Source organism: Pseudacidovorax sp. DMC4, assembly GCF_056314265.1.
This window is the reverse complement of record NZ_JBQUYR010000011.1, coordinates 172,710-190,372: the sequence shown is the minus strand read 5'-3', so window position 1 is coordinate 190,372 and position 17,663 is coordinate 172,710. Positions and strand designations below refer to the sequence as shown.

Genomic DNA, 17,663 nt, shown 5'->3' with positions numbered 1-17,663 from the left:
ATGAGCACCCCCCAGACCCTGGCGCAGAAGCTCATCGCGCACGCCGCCGGCGTGCCCGCGGTGCGCGAAGGCGAGATCGTCAACTGCCGCGTGGACCTGGCCATGTTCCACGACTCCTCCGGCCCGCGCCGGCTCAAGCCCATGCTGGAGGAGCTGGGCGCGCGCATCTGGGACCCGTCCCGCGTGGTGCTGGTGATGGACCACTTCGTGCCCGAGGCCGACGACGACGCGCGGCGCATCGTGCGCATCGCGCGCGACTGGGCGGCCGAGCAGGGCCTGCCCCATGTGCACGACAGCCAGGGCATCTGCCATGTGGTGCTGCCGCAGAAGGGTCACCTGCGCCCGGGCCTGTTCTGCGTCGGCGGCGATTCGCACTCGCCCACCGGCGGCGCCTTCGGCAGCTACATGTTCGGCATCGGCAGCACCGAGATGCTGGGCGTGGTGGTGACCGGCGAGATCTGGGTCAAGGTGCCGCGCACCCTGCGCATGCGCTGGCAGGGCCGGCTGGCCGATGGCGTGTGCGCCAAGGACATGATGCTGCACATGATCGGCCGCCTGGGCATGAACGGCGGCGACTATCAGGCGGTGGAGTTCGCGGGCGACACGGTGCGCGGCCTCTCGATGGCCGAGCGCATGACGCTGTCCAACCTGAGCGCTGAGCTGGGCGCGCAGGCCGGCCTGGTGGCGCCCGATGCCACCACCGCCGCCTGGCTGCGCGAGGTGGGCGTGACGGTGAGCGACGAGGAACTCGCCCGCTGGCAGACCGACGAGGGCGCCGCCTGCATCGACCACGACTTCGACGCGAGCGAGCTTGTGCCCATGGTGGCGCTGCCCCACAGCCCGCAGAACGGCCGCACGGTCGATGCCGTGGCCGACGAGCCGGTGCAGCTGGCCTACATCGGCGCCTGCACCGGTGCCAAGCTGGAGGACCTGCAGGCCGCCGCCCGCGTGCTGGCCGGCCGCCGCATCGCCCCCGGCATGCGGCTGCTGGTGGCGCCGGCCAGCGTGCACGACTGGCAGCGGGCCGAGGCCACGGGCGTGGCCCAGGTGCTGCGCGATGCGGGCGCCGAGCTGTTGCCCAGCGCCTGCGGCGCCTGCGCCGGTTACGGCCAGGCCATCCAGGGCGCGACGCGGGTCATCTCCAGCACGGCGCGCAACTTCAAGGGCCGCATGGGCTCGGCGCAGGCCGAGGTGTTCCTCGCCTCGCCCTACACCGTGGCGGCCTCGGCGCTGCGCGGGCGCATCACCGATCCGCGCGAGCTGCTGGCGGATGGGCGCTCTTCCGCCATCGCTTCTTCATCGCCGAGCGCAAAGCCATGAGCACATCTCTACCGACGGACGGCGCGGCGCAGGGCCACCGCGTGTGGCGCCTGGGCGCCAACGTCGACACCGACGCCCTGGCCCCCGGCCATGCCATGAAGTTCGGCATGGACGTCATCGCGCGCCATTGCCTCGAATCGATGCGGCCCGAGTTCGCCGCCCAGGTGCGTCCCGGCGACGTGGTGGTGGCCGGGCCGGGCTTCGGGATCGGCTCCTCGCGCGAGCAGGCCGCGTCCGTGCTCGTGGCGCTGGGCGTGCGCGCCGTCATCGCGCCCAGCTACAGCGGCCTGTACTTCCGCAATGCTTTCAACGTCGGCCTGCTGCTGCTGACCTGCGCCGACGTGGACGCGCTGCAGGAAGGCGAGCGCATCGGCCTGGCCGTGGACGACCCCGACCGGCCCCAGGTGCGGGCCGCCGACGGCTGCGTGCTCGCCTGCGACCCCGTGCCCGCCTTTCTGATGGCGCGGGTGCGCGCGGGCGGCCTGCTCAACGAACTCAAGCAACGCTTCTCCAAGGAATCCCATGTCTGAAGCCACACTCGATCCCGTCACGCTGGCGGTGCTCAAGGGGCGACTCGAGCAGATCGCCGACGAGATGGACGCGACGCTCTACCGCAGCGCGTTCAATCCCATCATTGCCGAGGCGCACGACGCCTGCCACGGCCTGTACGACGCCCAGAGTGGCGACACGCTGGTGCAGGGCAAATCGGGCCTGCCGGTGTTCGTGGGCGCCATGGCCTTCGCGGTGCGCGCCGCCAAGCGCGCGGCCGAGGCCCTGGGCGGCATGCGCGAGGGCGAGGTCTGGCTGTTCAACGACCCCTACGAGGGCGGCACTCATGCCAACGACTTCAAGCTGGTGCGTCCGGTGTTCCGCGACGGCCGGCTGCTGTGCTTCCTGGCCTCGGCCGCGCACTGGCACGACGTGGGCGGCGCGGTGCCGGGCAACTACAACCCCGCGGCCACCGAATGCTGGCAGGAGGCCGTGCAGATCCCGCCGGTGCGCATCGTGCAGGGCGGCCAGATCAACCCCGACGTGCTGGCCATCCTGCGGGCCAACACCCGGCTGCCCGACAGCCTGTGGGGCGACCTCAACGGCCAGCTGGCCGCGCTGGAGCTGGGCGCGCGCCGCTTGGCCGAGCTGCTCGACGCCTACGGCGATGCCGTGGTGCTGCAGGCCCTGCAGGCGCTGCGCGAGCGCGCCCGCCGGCTGATGCGCGCGCAGATCGCCTCGCTGCCCGACGGCGTCTATCGCTTCTCGGACGTGCTCGACAACGACGGCGTGGTCGACGAACCCCTCACCATCGCGCTGGACATGACGGTGGAGGGCGAGCGACTGGTGCTGGACTTCTCGCGCAGCTCGCCGCAGTGCCAGGGCCCCGTCAACATCTCGCGCGCCACCGCGGTGGCGGCCTGCTACGTGGCGCTCAAGCACCTGTTCCCCGAGGTGCCGGCCAATGCCGGCGTGCTCGATGCGGTGGAGTTCGTCATGCCCGAGGGGCTGGTCATCACGGCGCAGAGGCCACGGCCGGTGGGCGGCTACACCGAGACCATCCTGCGCATGATCGACGTCATCTTCAGCGCCGCGGCCCAGGCCGATCCGCGCCGCGCCGTGGCCCAGGCCTACGGCACCATCAATGCGCTGTCCATCGCCGGCCACCGCAGCGAGGGCGCGCGCAGCGGCCAGCGCTGGGTGATGTTCAGCTTCTTCGGCGGCGGCCACGGCGCCCATGCGGGCGGCGACGGCCTCAACCACGGCAATGCGCCGATCTCCACCGCCACCATCCCGCCGCTGGAGATCCTGGAGGCCGCCTATCCCGTGCGCTTCACCGAATGGGCACTGCGCCCGGGCTCGGGCGGCGACGGCACGCACCGCGGCGGCCTGGGTGCCGTCTACGAGATCGAACTGCTGGAGCGCCAGGCCCAGGCCTTCGTCTTCGGCGAGCGCGGCAAGTCGGCGCCCAAGGGCATTGCCGGCGGCGGCGATGCGCAGGCCAACCGCTTCAGCTGGCATTCGCAGGGCGCGTGGCACACGCCGCCCATGGTGTCGAAGATGCTGGGCATCACCCTGGAGCGCGGCGACCGCGTGCGGCTAGAAACCCCCGGCGGCGGAGGCTGGGGCCCGCCCGCGGCGCGCAGCGCGGACGAACGCGCGGTGGATGCCCGCCGCGGCTACCTGGCCGACGCGGCCGACGCGGCCCACCCAGGAGAACAGCAATGAGCGACGCGCGCACCCGTGTCGTCGGCGTGGACGTCGGCGGCACCTTCACCGACCTCTTTGTGCTCGACGAGGCCGCCGGCACCGCCGAGATCGTCAAGGTGCCCTCCACCCGCGGCGAGGAATCGGTGGGCTTCATGAACGGCATCGCGCGCGTGGACGACCGCGGCGCGCAGAGCCTGGCCACCATCATCCACGGCACCACCGTGGGCACCAACGCGCTGCTGGAGCGCAAGGTGGCCCGCACCGGCCTGATCACCACGCGGGGCTTTCGCGACGTGCTGGAGATGCGCCGGCGCGACCGGCCCCAGACCTGGGGCCTGCGCGGCGGCTTCGAGCCGGTGATCGAGCGCGCCCTGCGCCTGGAGGTGGACGAGCGCGTGCTGGCCGACGGCAGCGTGCACACGCCGGTGGACCTGGACCAGGTGCGCAGCGCCGCCCGCCAGCTGCTGGAGCAGGGCTGCGAGGCGGTGTGCGTGTTCTTCATCAACACCTATGCCAACCCCAGCAACGAGCAGGCCGCCGCAGCGGCGGTGCGCGCGCTCTGGCCCAACGACCATGTGACGGCCGCGGCCGAGGTGCTGCCCGAGATCCGCGAGTTCGAGCGCGCCTCCACCGCCAGCCTCAATGCCGCGCTGCAGCCCGTGGTGGGCCGCTACCTGGAGCGGCTGGACGGCGACCTGCGCTCGCGCGGCTTCGGCGGCGAGCTGCTGATCGTGCAGAGCAACGGCGGGGTGATGTCGCGCCGCACCGCGGGCGAACTGCCGGTGCGCACGGCGCTCTCCGGCCCGGCCGCGGGCGTCATCGCCTGCGCGGCCATCGCCACGGCCGCCGGCCATCCGGACGTGATCACCGGCGACATCGGCGGCACCTCCTTCGACGTGTCGCTCATCGCCGGCGGCCAGGCCGCACTGGCCTCGCAGACCAGCATCGACTTCGGCCTGGTGGTGCGCTCGCCCATGATCCAGATCGAGACCATCGGTGCCGGCGGCGGCTCCATCGCCAGCGTGGATGCGGGCGGCATGCTGCAGGTCGGCCCCGAGTCCGCCGGCAGCGTGCCCGGCCCGGCCTGCTATGGCCGCGGCAACGAGCGGCCCACCGTGACCGACGCCAACGTGCTGCTGGGCCGCATCGCGGCGCAGCGTCCGCTGGGCGGCGGGCTGCTGGGCGCGCTGGACGTGGAGAAGGCCCGCGAGGCCATCCGCCGCCATGTGGCCGAGCCGCTGGGCCTGGATGTGCTGGCCGCGGCCGAGGCCATCCTCACGGTGGCCAATGCCAAGATGGCCGGCGCGATGCGGCTGGTCTCCATCGAGCGTGGCCATGACCCGCGGCGCTTCGCCTACATGCCCTTCGGCGGCGGCGGCGGCCTGCATGTGTGCGCCATGATGCGCGAGGTGGGCGTGGTCACCGGCATCGTGCCGCGCTACCCGGGCGTCACCTCGGCCCTGGGCTGCGTGATGGCCGACATGCGCCACGACGCGGTGCAGACCCTCAACCAGGACCTGGCCGCCATCGACTTCGCCGCGCTGCGCGAACTGCGCGCCGGCTTCGAGTCGCGCTGCCGCGCCCGGCTGGACAGTGCCGGCGTGGCCTTCGAGTCGGTGCGCGAGGAGCTGGTGCTGGACATGCTCTACCAGGGCCAGACGCACACCGTGGCTGTGCCGGTGCGCGCCGATGCGCTCGATGCCGACGCCGCCCGCGCCGCCTTCGAGGCTGCCTACCGCGCCGAGTTCGGCCGCGTGCTCGACGGCATCGGCCTGCGGGTCATGAACCTGCGCTATGCCCTCATCGGCGTGCGGCCCAAGTTCGACCTGTCGGTGCTGGCACCGCGCGGCGAGGGCCGCACCGAGCCGCTGGGCGAGCAGCTGGTGTTCTTCGGCGGCGACTGGGTGCAGGCACGCCGCTACGCGCGGCTGGACCTGCCGGTGGGCGCGCGCATCGCCGGCCCGGCCATCCTCGAACAGGCCGACACCACCGTGTGGCTCGAACCCGGCTTCGAGGCCGTGGTCGACGCCCTGGGCAACCTCATCCTTCGCCAGCCATGAAAACCGCCCTGGTCATCATCGACCTGCAGAACGACTTCCTCGACGCCCACGGCGCCTATGCCCGCGGCGGCTGTGCCAACCCCGCCGCGCAGGCCCTGCCCGAGCGCGTGCTGCCGCTGGCGCAGGCGGTGCGCGCGGCCGGCGGCCTGGTGGTGGCCAGCCAGTTCACGCTCTGGCCTGGCGTGGGTGGCGCGCCCATGATCTCGCCGCACCTGCTGACGCTGCGACCTTTCCTGCGGCAGGGCGACTTCGCGCCCGGCAGCTGGGGCCAGGCCAATGTGGATCTGCTGCAGCCGGTCATCGACGCCACGGTGCACAAGGTGGCGTACTCCGCCTTCTTCAACACCCAGCTCGACTGGCTGCTGCGCAAGAACGGCATCGAGCGGGTGGCGGTGTGCGGCATCGTCACCAACGGCGGCGTGGCCAGCACCGTGCGCGATGCGCACATGCGCGACTACGACACCTGGGTGGTGGCCGACGGCTGTGCCGCCTTCAAGCCCGAAACCCATGCCACGGCGCTGGCCGACATGGCCACCGTCGCCCACATGGTGGACTGCGCCGAATTCGGCGTGCGGGTGCTGGCATGAGCGGCCCTCCAGCCGCCACGGACGGGACGGGCACGGCGGCCCGGGTGGTGGTCGAGCCGGGCTTCGAGGCGCCGGTGCAGACCGATGTGCTGATCGTGGGCGCGGGCGCCTGCGGCCTCGTGGCCGCACTGCTGCTCGCCGATCTGGGCGTCGAGGCGGTGGTGCTGGAGCGCGATGCACAGCCCAGCGGCTCGACCAGCCTGTCCTCCGGCTTCATTCCGGCGGCGGGTACACGCACGCAGCAGGCGCTGGGCGTGCAGGACAGTGCCGAGCGCTTCGCCGAAGACATCCAGGCCAAGGCCCACGGCACGGCGGCGTCGGCCCTGGTGGCGGCCTACACGCAGGCCATCGCCCCGGCGCTGGACCATCTCGAATCGCGCCATGGCCTGCAGTGGGAAGTGCTGACGGGCTTTCTCTATCCGGGCCACAGCCGCCATCGCATGCACACGCTGGCCGCCCGCACCGGCGTCGCGCTGGAGCAGGCGCTGGAGGCCGCGGTCGAGGCGGCGGCGGTGCCCATCCTCTGCGAGGCGCAGGCGACCGAGCTGGTGGTCGACGCGGCGCGCCGCGTGCTCGGCGTGCGCGCGCGTCGGCCCGACGGCAGCGTGGAGGCCGTCGGCTGCCGCGCGCTGCTGCTGGCCTGCAATGGCTACGGTGGGGCGCCTGCGCTGGTGCGCCGCTACATCCCCGAGATGGCCGAGGCCACCTTCGGCGGCCACACCGGCAACGACGGCACCGCGCTGCACTGGGGCGAGGCGCTGGGCGCGCACCTCGCGGACATGCGGGCCTACCAGGGTCACGGCTCCTGGGCGGTGCCGCATGGCGTGCTCATGACCTGGGCCCTGATGGTCGAGGGCGGGGTGCAGATCAACCGCGAAGGCCGTCGCTTCCACGACGAGTCGCAGGGCTACTCCGAAGCCGCGCTGCATGTGGTCGCGCAGCCCGGCGGCATCGCCTGGAATGTGTTCGACACGCCGGTGCATGTGCTGGCGCAGGGCTTTCCCGACTTCGTCGACGCCGAGCGCGCCGGTGCCGTCCGGCGGGCCGATTCGCTCGAAGCGCTGGCGGGGCTCATCGGCTGCGATCCGGCCACGCTCGGCGAGACGCTGTCTGCCTGGACGCCGGGCGAGCCCGATGCCTTCGGCCGCCGGCTGCCGCGCCGCCTCGACGCACCCTTCTACGCCGTGAAGGTGACCGGCGCCCTGTTCCATACGCAGGGCGGGCTCGACATCGATGCGCGGACCCGCGTGCTCGATGGCCAGGGGCAACCGCTGCCCAACCTCTGGGCGGCGGGCGGCGCGGCGCGTGGCGTCTCCGGCAACCATGTCAGCGGCTACCTCTCCGGCAACGGCCTGCTCAGCGCGGTGGCGGGCGGCTACATCGCGGCCCATGACATGGCGGCCTTCCTGCGCACATCCACTTCGACATGAACGAGACAGCTTCTTCTTCGTCGCGCCCTGGGCGCAGCGCTTCCGTCCCTGCAGGCGCCGGGCTTGCCGCGCGCCTGGCGCGCCCCGAGCCCCTGCTGTGCCCGGGCGTCTACGACGCCTTCAGCGCCCTGCTGGCCGAGCAGGCCGGCTTCGAGGCGCTGTACCTGTCGGGTGCCTCCGTCGCCTACACCAAGCTGGGCCGCTCCGACATCGGCCTCACCACCTTCACCGAGGTCTGCGACACGCTGGCCCACATCACCGAGCGGGTGCGCACGCCGGTGATCGTGGATGCCGACACCGGCTTCGGCAATGCGCTGAACACGCAGCGCACCGTGGCCGGCCTGGAGCGCGCCGGCGCCGCCATGATCCAGCTGGAGGACCAGGGCTTTCCCAAGCGATGCGGCCACCTGGACGGCAAGACCGTGGTGCCCGTCGCCGAGATGCAGGGCAAGCTGCGCGCGGCGCTGGACGCGCGCCGCAGCGCCGACACGCTGATCCTCGCGCGCACCGATGCCCTGGCCGTGGAGGGCTGGGACGCCGCCATGGAACGGGCCGAGGCCTACCTGGCCTGCGGTGTCGATGCGCTCTTCATCGAGGCCCTGCGCACGCCGGAACAACTGGCCAAGGCCGCACAACAATTCGCCGGCCGCGTGCCGCTGCTGGCCAACATGGTCGAAGGCGGCAAGACGCCGATCACACCCGCGGACGCGCTCGGCCGCCTGGGCTTTCGCATCGTCATCTTTCCCGGCGGCACGGTGCGGGCCCTGGCCCATGCGATGCAGGGCTACTTCACCAGCCTGCGGGCGCACCAGACCACCGAGCCCTGGCGTTCGTCGATGCTGGACTTCGATGGGCTCAATGCCGTGATCGGCACGCCCGACTTGCTCGCGCGGGGTCGGCAGTACGAGGGATGAGGCGCGGCGCGGGCGCGCCGCTCGGCCCGCCCGACGCCGATGCCTCGGCGCTCAGGCCTGCGCCGCCCAGGAGGCCACGGCGATGCCCGTGTACCAGGTCGGCACGGCTTCGTAGAAGTGCGTCCGACAGCCGCGTCCGCCGGCGGCGCCATGGGCCACCAGCCAGTTGCGGATTTCCTCGGCGCCATTGCCGGCCTCGTTCACATGGTCGGTGGCAAAGCGCAGCAGGGCGGCGGTGTCGTCGCCCTCCAGCAAGCTGAGCAACTCGCGGTCGAAGGCTTCGTTGACCATGCCCATGCGCGGCGTGGCCACGTCATGACTGATGCCCCCTGTCGCCAGCACCGCCACCCGCACGTCGGCCGGATAGGAGTCGATGGCCGACCGCAGCATGCGGCCCCACTGGAGGCTGCGCCGCATGGTCGGCAGCGGTGGCTGCACGCAGTTGATCAGCAGCGGCACCAGGCGGACCTGCTGTTCGAGCCCGGCAAGCAGCAGCGGGGTCAGCACGCCGTGGTCCAGCGTGAGTTGCATGGAGAACGAGGGATCGAAGTCGTGCTCCAGGGCCTCGCCCAGCAAATGCGCCCCGAAGGCGGCATCGCCTTGCAACGCCAGCCGGGGTGCCTTCAGCCAATGCTCGGCAGGTGCGGGCCAGCGGCTTCCGGCACCGATGCAGAACGAGGGAAAGTTGTCCAGGAAGAAGTTGTGCAGGTGGTCGTCGGAGACCAGCACCAGCACATCCGGTCGGACGGCGGCGATGGCCTCGCCGAGCGCCTTGAACGCGTCGTACACCCGCTGCCGTGTGGCGTCGTCGACGGCCCCGGGCAGGTTCAGCATCACAGGGGTATGGCTGGCAGCGAAGGCGCCGACGAACTCAGCCATGGGACGCCTCCTCGCGCACCGCACGCAGCGACTGCAGGAAGTCCTGCTCCGGCATGTGCACGCCCAGCGCGTGGGCGCGCAGCAGGTAGGGGTTGGCCCCGGCCAGGTAGAGCGCGCCGATGGCGTTGTCGCGGATCTGCGCCTTGCGCAGGGGCGGGAGGTCGATCGGGTCCATGTATCGGAGGGGGTCTTCCAGATATTGCTGCAGATGGCCTTCCTTGTGGTGGACATCGAACAGCACCCGGTTGATCCAGTAGCTTTCGGGCGTGGGCATGCTGAGCTGCCAGTTGCGTACGGCCATCACGGGCACTCCGGCGTGTCGGCAGGCGTGGAGCGGCGCTGCGGGCGGCCGGCGTCGCCCGGCGCTGCGAGGTGGGTCATGTCCATCGAGTCGTCTCGTCTGCGTGGTGGCCCCGGGCCTGCCCTTGCTGGCCTGCCTCGGGGGGATGCAGGCATGGTAGGAGTGGGCCCCGGCGCAAGCTTGCCTGCGGCTGCGCCCGATCTTGACCGGGTGTGCGGATGCCCGGCCTGCCGCGCAAGGCCGCGCCGTGGACCCGAGCCGGTCTCCCGGTCCCGATTTGCCTGGGCCTGTACTTCTTCTTGACCACGACGGGGCTTGGTTCACCGCGTCGTTGACGCAAGGCCCTGGGCCTCCTTCCAATCGCTGCCATCGCAACAGGAGACAAGCAGATGGGACTGCAACGAAGGGCGCTCATCGTCGGGGGCGGCATCGCCGGCATGGCCTCGGCCATCATGCTCGGACGCATCGGCGTCAGCGTGAAGCTGATCGACCTGGACCCCGGGTGGCGTGTGTACGGCGCCGGCATCACCATCACCGGGCCGACCCTGCGGGCCATGAAGCAGCTGGGCATCTACGAACAGGTTGCCGCGCAGGCCTACGTGGGCCACGGCATCCGCGTCTGCAACGTGGCCGGCGTGCCGATGGACGAGGTGGCCACGCCGATTGCCCCCGAGGCGGGCGTGGCCGGATGCGGCGGGATCATGCGCCCCGTGTTGCACCGCCTGCTGTCCGAGCAGGTCCGGGCGTCGGGTGCCGAGGTCGTACTGGGCTGCACCGTCAGCGACGTGGCCGATGAGGACGGCGGGGCCCTCGTGCGCTGCAGCGATGGAAGCGTCGAGCGCTTCGACCTCGTGGTCGGGGCCGATGGGCTGTTCTCGCGGGTGCGCCAGCTGCTGTTTCCGCAGGCCGAGCCGCCGCGGTACATGGGCCAGTACGTGTGGCGCACCGTCGCGCCCCGGCCCCCCGGGCTGGACCAGCGGCACTTCTTCCTGGGCGGTCCGCACAAGGTGGGCCTGACGCCGGTCTCGGCTGACGCCATGTACATGTTCCTGCTGGAGGCCCGCGAGGACCGTCAGAACGTCGCCGACGCCGACCTCGCCCCCACATTGGCGCGGCTGCTGGCCACCTATGGCGGCCCGCTGCGAGACATCCGCGAGAACCTGTCGGATCGCTCGCCCATCATCGTCCGCCCCTTGGAAGCCTTCCGCCTGCCCAGCCCCTGGTCGCGGGGCTGTGTGCAGCTCATCGGCGACGCCGCGCATCCCACCACGCCGCAGCTGGCTTCCGGTGCGGGCCTGGCCATCGAGGATGCGTTGGTGCTGGCCGAGGAACTCGCGGCAACGCAGGACGTCCGGGCCGCCCTGACGCAGTTCATGGCGCGGCGCTATGCCCGCTGCCAGCTGGTCGTCGACAGCTCCTTTGCGATTGGCGACAAGGAGCGGGCGGGCGCGCCTGCGCAAGAGCAGACCGCCATCCTGGCGCGCAGCCTGGCCAGCCTGGCCGAGGAAATATGAGTGCCGCAGAGCACCGTCCAGGCCTCTTCGGAGGCGGACCCACGAAGGAGGCAGCGTCGAATTACGCCACCTCGGTCTGGTACATGGCCGCCTGGAGCGACGAGCTCACCGTTGGCGAGCTGCGTCATCGCAAGCTGCTCGACCAGGACCTGGTCCTGTTCCGCGACGAGCAGGGAAGGGCACACGCGCTGCACGACCGCTGCCCCCATCGCTTCGCGCCATTGCATCTGGGCAACTGCACCGCGGCCGGCACCATCCAGTGCAAGTACCACGGCCTGGAGTTCGACAGCGAGGGCCGGTGCGTGCACAACCCCCACGGCACCGGCACCATCCCGCGCAACGCGCAGGTTCGCCGCTATCCCCTGGTCGAGTGCCACGGCATCGTCTGGGCCTGGTTCGGCGATCCGGACGCGGCCGACGCCGACAGCATCCCCGACTACGGCCGGGCCGACCCGGCGACGGCCTGGTTGGCGCGGCGCTACCTGCACGTCAAGGCCAACTACGTCCTGGAAACCGACAACATCCTGGACCTGAGCCACATCCAGTACCTGCACCCGTCCACACTGGGGACGGCCGCCGTGTCCCAGGCCCGGACCGAGGTGGTGCTCGACGGCGAGACGGTGTGGTGCCGCCGCGAGATTCGCGCCGAGATTCCTTCGCCCTTCCTGGCCCGCAACTTTGGCCTGGTCCCGGGTGCGCCGGCCGATCGCTGGCTGGATGTGCGATGGGACGCGGCTTCCAGCCTGCTGTTGCTGGTGAGCATGTCGGCGGCCGGGGAAGGACGCGACCGTGGTCGGACCATCGCCATACCGCACATCTTCACGCCCGAGACGCGCACCACCACGCACTACTGGTTCGCCTCCGCGTTCAGCCGTGCCGATGGCGACGATGGACAGGCCCGCGCCGAGGCCCATGTCGAGGGCCTGCTGCAGCCCTTCGCCACCGAGGACATGCCGATGCTCGAAGCCCAGCAGAGCCGCATGGGCGATGCCGATTTCTGGTCGCTGCGGCCGGTGCTGATGGCGACCGACGCCGCCGCGGTGCGGGCCCGGCGGCTGCTCGACGCTCGGATCCAGCGTGACAGGGAATCCGCAGAACGTCGTGCATGACAGGCCGCGTTCCGCGGCGACCGCAAACGCTGACAAGGCCGCCATCGTGGGCGGCACCAAAAAGGAGACCTATGAAAGCCGCATCCGTCCTCACGCAGGACGCCCCCCTTCCGGGTGGCGCCGCCTCCGGATTCGCCGTCCCGGCGACGTCCTCCAACGAAAGCCGCAAGAGTTGGATGGTCGCCGTCGCAGCCATGTACGGGCTGATATTCGGTCCCAGCGCCATCCTGGTGACCGGCTTCGGCGTGCTTGCGGGGCCGGTGGCGCGCGGCTTCGGCTGGACGCTGGGCCAGGTGTCGTCGGCCGTCAGCGTGATCGCGCTGTCGATCGTGGCGATCGCGCCGCTGCAGGGGTATCTGATCGACCGCTATGGCGCGCGTCGCGTCGTGCTGGGCTCCGTGGTGGCCTTTGCGGCCTCGCTGCTCGCCATGTCGTCCCTGCCCGCTGACCTGCTGATCTTTCATCTCGCCTGGGGCCTGATGGCGCTGGCGGCCGTCGGCCTGTGGCCGGCGGCGTACCTGAAGGTGGTCAGCGGCTGGTTCGACCGCCGCATGGGCCTGGCCATCGGCATCGCCAATGCCGGCATTCCGGTGGGCGCCGTGCTGGTCTCGCCCATCGCGGCCTATGTGATCGAGGGCTGGGGCTGGCGGTCCGCCTTCATGGCCCTGGCCGCCTGCGTGGTGACGACCTTCCCTGTGCTCTACCTCGGATTCCATGAGCGTGCTTCGCAGCGTGCGGCCGTCCTTTCCCAGCCGGGGGGGCGCAGCGCATCGGCGATGCGCGAGCTCTGGCGCGACCACGACTTCCGTCTGCTGGTGGGCAGCTTCTTCCTGATCGGCTTCACCGGCACGGGCATGGTCGCGAACCTGGTGCCACTGCTGATCGAAGCGGGGCTCACGTCGAAGGCTGCGGTCGGCCTGATGTCGGTGTATGGCCTGTCGTCGCTGGTGGCCCGCCTGGTGACTGGCGCGCTGCTCGACCGGATGTTCGCCAGCCGCCTGCTCAACGTCTTCGTGGCCGGCGCCCTGGTGGCGTCGTTGATCCTCTCCGTCCAGGCCAGTGGTGCTGTGCTGGTGGTGGCCGTGGTGCTGATCGGCTTCATCATGGGCGCCGAGTTCGACATCCTGGCCTATGTCCTGCGCCGCTACTTCGGCCTGGTGGTGTTCGGCCGGGCTTTCGGTGCGATCTTCGCGGTGTTCCAGTGCGGTGCGGCGCTGGGCGCCGGCTTTCTTTCGTTGAGCCTGCAGCGCTGGGGCAGCTACCGGCCCGGCATGCTGGCCTTTGCGGCGGCACTGGCGGCCTCCATGCTGATCGTGCACCGTCTGCGGCCCTACCGCATCAACGTGTTCGGCCAGCCGGTCGGCGCGCCGAAATGATGGGTGCGCCGCCCGGCGGGCGGTCCAGCGGTCAGGCGGCCGGCAGGGCGGCCGCGGCGTGCGCCTGCCGCCGGAATTCGCGCGGCGACACGCCGTGGCGCAGCTTGAAGGCCCGGCTGAAATGGGCCACGTCGTTGAAGCCCCAGTAGTAGGCGATCTCGCCGATGGACCGCGCCCGCAGGGCGGGCGACGCCAGGTCGGCACGGCAAAGCTCCAGCCGATGCGACCACACCCGCTTCATCAGGGGCTCGCCACTGTCCTCGAAGAGCTCATACACGTAGCGCGTCGACAGGCCGACCGATTCAGCGATGGTCCCCGCGTCCAGGGCGCTGTTGCGCAGGTTGTCGCGCAGAAAGTCCATGACCCGCTGCCGGTGGATCGCCCGGATGCGCGACGGCGCGCTGTCGATCTGGCGGGCGGTGGTGGCCAGCGCGGCGCTCAGCGTGTGCGGCAACGCGTGGGCCAACTGGTCTGCCTGGTGCTCGTCCAGGCTGGCCGCACAGGCGAAGAGCTGGTCGACGAAGTTGGCGAACAGTCCGGCGGCGCCCTCGCGGCAGGGCACGGCGGTGGCCGTCATCGTGTCGGCCTCGGGCAGCACCCGGCGCAGCGCGTCGGGCTCGAGGTAGATCGAGTGCGTGAAGATGTGGTCGGTCCGGATCGAAAAAGGCCGGGAGGGGTCCACGAGAAACAGGTCTCCCGCCGACACCGTCGAGGAGCGGCCATCCTGCGACACATGCGCCGTGCCCTCCCGCTGCAGGGTCACCAGCCAGCGCGTGGGTCGCCTGAACTGCTGAGAGCGCGTCAGGTGGGGTGAGAAGCGCAGCGCGGCGAATCGCAGCTTGCGGCCGCAATAGGCCGTGATCTGGCTGCTGAATTGCGCTCTGTCGGGTTGCTCCACTGCGAGATCCACCGCGAACAGCCGGTGCATCGCGTCGGAAAACTGCAGAGGTCCAGGGTGGCCCTCGATCAGGATCTTCTGGTAGGGGCTCATGGCAGAACGCAGGCAGTCATAGGCAGCGGTGCATGGTGTGGGGCGTCTTGACCAGCGTCAATGCCGAGAACCCGCACGGCATGCAGTCACCCAGTCCGGGTACATCCCTCTGACCAGGGACCGAAGCGCTTCAGAATGGCGGCCATCGTCCATTCCTGCGAGGTCGCCATGCCGCACATGCTCCTGATCGTCGAACCGCTGGGCCAGCGCGCCGGGCGCAGCCGTCCCGAGGGGGAGGCGGCGTACCAGCGCATGCTGGACTTCGGCGCCGAACTGAAGGAGGCCGGCCTGCTGATCGCCCGCGAGTCGCTGGGCACCGCCGCGCGGCGCCTCACCCGGCGCGCGGACGATGTGCAGGTGCTGGACGGCCCCTTCGCGGAGGCCAAGGAGATGGTGGGCGGTTTCTTCCTGCTGGACACCGAGGACGAGGCCGTGGCCCTGCACTGGGCCGGCCGCTGCCCCGCCGCGGAATGGGCCACGGTGGAGATCCGCGGCGTAGGCCCCTGTTACGCGTAAGTCGGTCACCCGGCCTGGCGGGCTAGGTAGTTTCCCGAGGCCTGTCGATTCCGCGCGTGCCGGATCGTCGTAGGCATGAAGGCAGCGAAAGGCGCTGCCGCCCCACCAGGAGAAAGCCTGCCATGCGATTCATGATCCAGGTCCGCGCGACGGACACAAGTGAGCGCGGCGACAAGCCCGGCCCCGAGTTCGCCAAGCTCTTCGAGGACATGGGCGCCTTCCACGAGGAGATGGCCCGCGCGGGCGTGCTGCTCGACGGCGCCGGCCTGCGCCCCAGCCGCGAGGGCTGGCGTCAGCGCTACCACCCCGATGGCCGCCGCGAGGTCATCGACGGCCCCTTCGCCGAGACCAAGGAGGTGATCGCCGGCTACACGCTGATCCAGGTGCGCTCCGAAGAGGAGGCTCGCGCCTGGGCCAGCCGATTCCCGGCACCCTTCATCGGCATCACCTGTGAGATCGAGGTCCGGCGCCTGTACGAGGAGGCCGACTTCGGACCCGGCGGCGACATGGAGATCGTCCGCTGACCGCGGCCCGTCATGCGAAGCACCCCCATGAGAATCCTCGTCTTCGCGCTGATCGGCCTGGCCGTCCTGGTCCTGGCCGTGCTGGCCTATGCCGCCACCCGCCCCGCCACGTTCTCGGTCGAGCGCCAGCTGCGGATCGAGGCCAGTCCCGAGCGGCTCTGGCCGCTGGTGAGCGAGCTGCAAGGCTTCAACCGCTGGAATCCCTATGCCCGCAAGGATCCGCAGATGCTCAGCCACTACAGCGGCCCGCCGACGGGCGTCGGCTCGCGCTACGGCTGGGAAAGCAGCAAGGTCGGCACCGGCAGCATGACCCTCACCGGCCAGCAGCCCGGCCGGGCGGTGCAACTGCAGCTGGACTTTCTGAAGCCCTTCGAGGCCCACAACGAGGCCGAGTTCGCGCTGGAGCCCGCCCCTGGCGGTGGCACGACCGTGCACTGGCGCATGCATGGCCCGGCCAACCTGATCGGTCGTGTCATGGGCCTGTTCATGGACATGGACCGCATGGTGGGCCGCGACTTCGAGGACGGCCTGCAGAACCTGAAGCAGATCGCGGAGGCCAGGGCATGAGCGACCAGCAACACACCGTCGACATCGGCGCCACGCCCGAGCGGGTCTGGGCCTGCCTGTTCGACCCGGTCGCCTTTCGCGACTGGGCCAGCGCCTTCTGCGAAGGGGCGCACTGCGAGGGCGACTGGTCCGAAGGCAGTCGCATGCGCTTCCTCGATCCCGACTGCAACGGCATGGAGGCCGTCGTCGAGCAGCGCCGGCCGCCCGCCCATCTGAGCCTGCGCATCCTGGGCGAGCTGCGCGAAGGCCAGCCGATGACGCCGCCCCTGCCCGACGCTGCGCCGATGCACGAGCGCTACACCCTCGCCCCGCTTTCCGATGGCGGCACCCGCCTGCAGGTGCGGCTGGAAGGCTGGAGCGACGAACACGCGGCCATGCTCGACGGCATGTGGCCGAAGGCCCTGCAGCGGCTCAAGGCCCTGGCCGAATCGTCGTCCACCCCCTGAAAGGAATCCGCATGCACAAGCAGATCTTCATCAACCTGCCCTGCAAGAGCCTGCCGGCCAGCAAGGCCTTCTTCGAAGCGCTGGGCTACCGCTTCAACCCGCAGTTCACCAACGAACACGGCGCCTGCCTGGTGCTGGGCGAGAACCTCTTCGCCATGTTGCTGACCGAGGACTTCGCCCGTGGCTTCACCGCCAAGCCGTTGGTGGACGCGAAGGCCGCGACCGAGGTGCTGGTGTGCCTGTCGTGCGAGAGCCGCGAAGAGGTGGACGAACTCGTGGCCAAGGCCCGCGCCGCCGGCGCCGCGGTGCCGCGTCCGCCGCAGGACCATGGCTTCATGTACGGCCATGGCTTCGAGGACCTGGATGGCCACATCTGGGAGCTGGCCTTCATGAGCGGCATGCCGCCCGCGCCCTGAGCAAGGAGATCGCCATGGAGATGCTGAACAAGCTCACGCCCTTCATCTGGTACCAGCAGGGCGCCGAGGACGCGGTGGCCCACTACCTGCGCGTCTTTGGCCCCGACAGCGGCCGCGTGCTGCACACGCAGCACTGGGGCGAGAACGCGCCGGGGCCGGCCGGCACCGTCATGCTGCAGCACGTCGAGCTGCTGGGCCTGCAGATGACGGCCTTCAACGGCGGGCCGCACTTCAAGCTGAGCGAGGCCTTCTCGCTCACCGTGGCCTGCGAGGACCAGGCGGAGATCGACCATCTCTGGGAAGCGCTGCCCGCGGGCGGCGGTACGGCGCTCGCCTGCGGCTGGGTGCGCGATGCCTGGGGCCTGTCGTGGCAGGTCATTCCCCAGGCCTGGTTCCGCATGGTCAACGACCCCGACGCAGCGCGCGTGCAGCGCGTGTTCCAGGCGGTCTGGGGCATGCAGAAGATCGACGTCGCAGCCTTGCAGCGGGCCTACGACGGCGCCTGACAGGTCGC

At 71.0% G+C, this 17,663-nt stretch carries 19 protein-coding genes; 16 read left to right on the top strand and 3 right to left on the bottom strand.

Going from position 1 to position 17,663, the window contains the following annotated elements:
• The 7 genes from ACT54X_RS20680 to ACT54X_RS20650 are packed head-to-tail and all read left to right on the top strand — an operon-like array spanning window position 1 to window position 8,510.
• Entirely contained in the window at window positions 1-1,320 is a 1,320-nt protein-coding gene (locus tag ACT54X_RS20680; protein WP_476348290.1) for a 3-isopropylmalate dehydratase large subunit, read from the top strand.
• Window positions 1,317-1,850 (top strand): LeuD/DmdB family oxidoreductase small subunit, encoded by a 534-nt coding sequence (locus tag ACT54X_RS20675; RefSeq protein WP_476348288.1) that lies wholly within the window; start codon window positions 1,317-1,319, stop codon window positions 1,848-1,850. Before ACT54X_RS20680 ends, ACT54X_RS20675 begins: the two co-directional genes overlap by 4 nt.
• Window positions 1,843-3,537: a hydantoinase B/oxoprolinase family protein gene (locus ACT54X_RS20670; protein ID WP_476348286.1), complete on the top strand. Its 1,695-nt coding sequence runs from the start codon at window positions 1,843-1,845 to the stop codon at window positions 3,535-3,537. The genes ACT54X_RS20675 and ACT54X_RS20670 overlap by 8 nt, the downstream gene beginning before the upstream one ends.
• Window positions 3,534-5,579, top strand: coding sequence for a hydantoinase/oxoprolinase family protein (locus ACT54X_RS20665; RefSeq protein ID WP_476348284.1), 2,046 nt, complete (start codon window positions 3,534-3,536; stop codon window positions 5,577-5,579). Before ACT54X_RS20670 ends, ACT54X_RS20665 begins: the two co-directional genes overlap by 4 nt.
• Window positions 5,576-6,166 carry a cysteine hydrolase family protein gene (locus tag ACT54X_RS20660; protein ID WP_476348282.1) on the top strand — a complete coding sequence of 197 codons (591 nt, stop codon included), beginning with the start codon at window positions 5,576-5,578 and terminating at the stop codon, window positions 6,164-6,166. Before ACT54X_RS20665 ends, ACT54X_RS20660 begins: the two co-directional genes overlap by 4 nt.
• Window positions 6,163-7,596 (top strand): FAD-dependent oxidoreductase, encoded by a 1,434-nt coding sequence (locus ACT54X_RS20655; protein ID WP_476348280.1) that lies wholly within the window; start codon window positions 6,163-6,165, stop codon window positions 7,594-7,596. Before ACT54X_RS20660 ends, ACT54X_RS20655 begins: the two co-directional genes overlap by 4 nt.
• On the top strand, window positions 7,593-8,510 hold the full coding sequence (locus ACT54X_RS20650) for an isocitrate lyase/PEP mutase family protein (protein WP_294375391.1): 918 nt from the start codon (window positions 7,593-7,595) through the stop codon (window positions 8,508-8,510). The genes ACT54X_RS20655 and ACT54X_RS20650 overlap by 4 nt, the downstream gene beginning before the upstream one ends.
• 51 nt (window positions 8,511-8,561) lie before the next feature.
• On the opposite strand, the gene ACT54X_RS20645 is transcribed toward ACT54X_RS20650, so the two are convergent.
• Both ACT54X_RS20645 and ACT54X_RS20640 read right to left on the bottom strand, forming a co-directional pair.
• Window positions 8,562-9,389, bottom strand: coding sequence for a DODA-type extradiol aromatic ring-opening family dioxygenase (locus tag ACT54X_RS20645; RefSeq protein ID WP_294375393.1), 828 nt, complete (start codon window positions 9,387-9,389; stop codon window positions 8,562-8,564).
• Entirely contained in the window at window positions 9,382-9,690 is a 309-nt protein-coding gene (locus ACT54X_RS20640; protein WP_294375396.1) for a subunit of meta cleavage enzyme, read from the bottom strand. Before ACT54X_RS20640 ends, ACT54X_RS20645 begins: the two co-directional genes overlap by 8 nt.
• A gap of 389 nt (window positions 9,691-10,079) precedes the next feature.
• Here ACT54X_RS20640 and ACT54X_RS20635 point away from each other — a divergent pair, with 389 nt between their 5' ends.
• From ACT54X_RS20635 to ACT54X_RS20625, 3 genes are all read left to right on the top strand, one after another.
• On the top strand, window positions 10,080-11,204 hold the full coding sequence (locus ACT54X_RS20635; RefSeq protein ID WP_476348277.1) for an FAD-dependent monooxygenase: 1,125 nt from the start codon (window positions 10,080-10,082) through the stop codon (window positions 11,202-11,204).
• A gap of 83 nt (window positions 11,205-11,287) precedes the next feature.
• Entirely contained in the window at window positions 11,288-12,313 is a 1,026-nt protein-coding gene (locus ACT54X_RS20630; RefSeq protein ID WP_476348275.1) for a Rieske 2Fe-2S domain-containing protein, read from the top strand.
• 71 nt (window positions 12,314-12,384) lie between these two features.
• Window positions 12,385-13,689: an MFS transporter gene (locus ACT54X_RS20625; RefSeq protein WP_476348273.1), complete on the top strand. Its 1,305-nt coding sequence runs from the start codon at window positions 12,385-12,387 to the stop codon at window positions 13,687-13,689.
• A gap of 31 nt (window positions 13,690-13,720) precedes the next feature.
• On the opposite strand, the gene ACT54X_RS20620 is transcribed toward ACT54X_RS20625, so the two are convergent.
• Entirely contained in the window at window positions 13,721-14,680 is a 960-nt protein-coding gene (locus tag ACT54X_RS20620) for a helix-turn-helix domain-containing protein (RefSeq protein WP_476348271.1), read from the bottom strand.
• A 168-nt stretch (window positions 14,681-14,848) separates the two neighbouring features.
• On the opposite strand from ACT54X_RS20620, the gene ACT54X_RS20615 reads away from it, so the two are divergent.
• From ACT54X_RS20615 to ACT54X_RS20590, 6 genes are all read left to right on the top strand, one after another.
• Window positions 14,849-15,196, top strand: a complete 348-nt coding sequence (locus tag ACT54X_RS20615; RefSeq protein ID WP_294375408.1) for a YciI family protein — start codon at window positions 14,849-14,851, stop codon at window positions 15,194-15,196.
• 122 nt (window positions 15,197-15,318) lie between these two features.
• Window positions 15,319-15,720, top strand: coding sequence for a YciI family protein (locus ACT54X_RS20610; protein ID WP_354319513.1), 402 nt, complete (start codon window positions 15,319-15,321; stop codon window positions 15,718-15,720).
• A gap of 27 nt (window positions 15,721-15,747) precedes the next feature.
• The gene (locus ACT54X_RS20605; protein WP_476348268.1) at window positions 15,748-16,287 is read left to right on the top strand and encodes an SRPBCC family protein; all 540 of its coding nucleotides are present in this window, start codon (window positions 15,748-15,750) and stop codon (window positions 16,285-16,287) included.
• Entirely contained in the window at window positions 16,284-16,733 is a 450-nt protein-coding gene (locus ACT54X_RS20600) for an SRPBCC family protein (RefSeq protein WP_476348266.1), read from the top strand. Before ACT54X_RS20605 ends, ACT54X_RS20600 begins: the two co-directional genes overlap by 4 nt.
• Before the next feature lie 11 nt (window positions 16,734-16,744).
• Window positions 16,745-17,149 (top strand): VOC family protein, encoded by a 405-nt coding sequence (locus tag ACT54X_RS20595; protein ID WP_354319510.1) that lies wholly within the window; start codon window positions 16,745-16,747, stop codon window positions 17,147-17,149.
• Window positions 17,150-17,163: 14 nt separating this feature from the next.
• Window positions 17,164-17,655, top strand: coding sequence for a VOC family protein (locus tag ACT54X_RS20590; RefSeq protein ID WP_354319509.1), 492 nt, complete (start codon window positions 17,164-17,166; stop codon window positions 17,653-17,655).
• The last annotated feature ends 8 nt before the right edge of the window (window positions 17,656-17,663 follow it).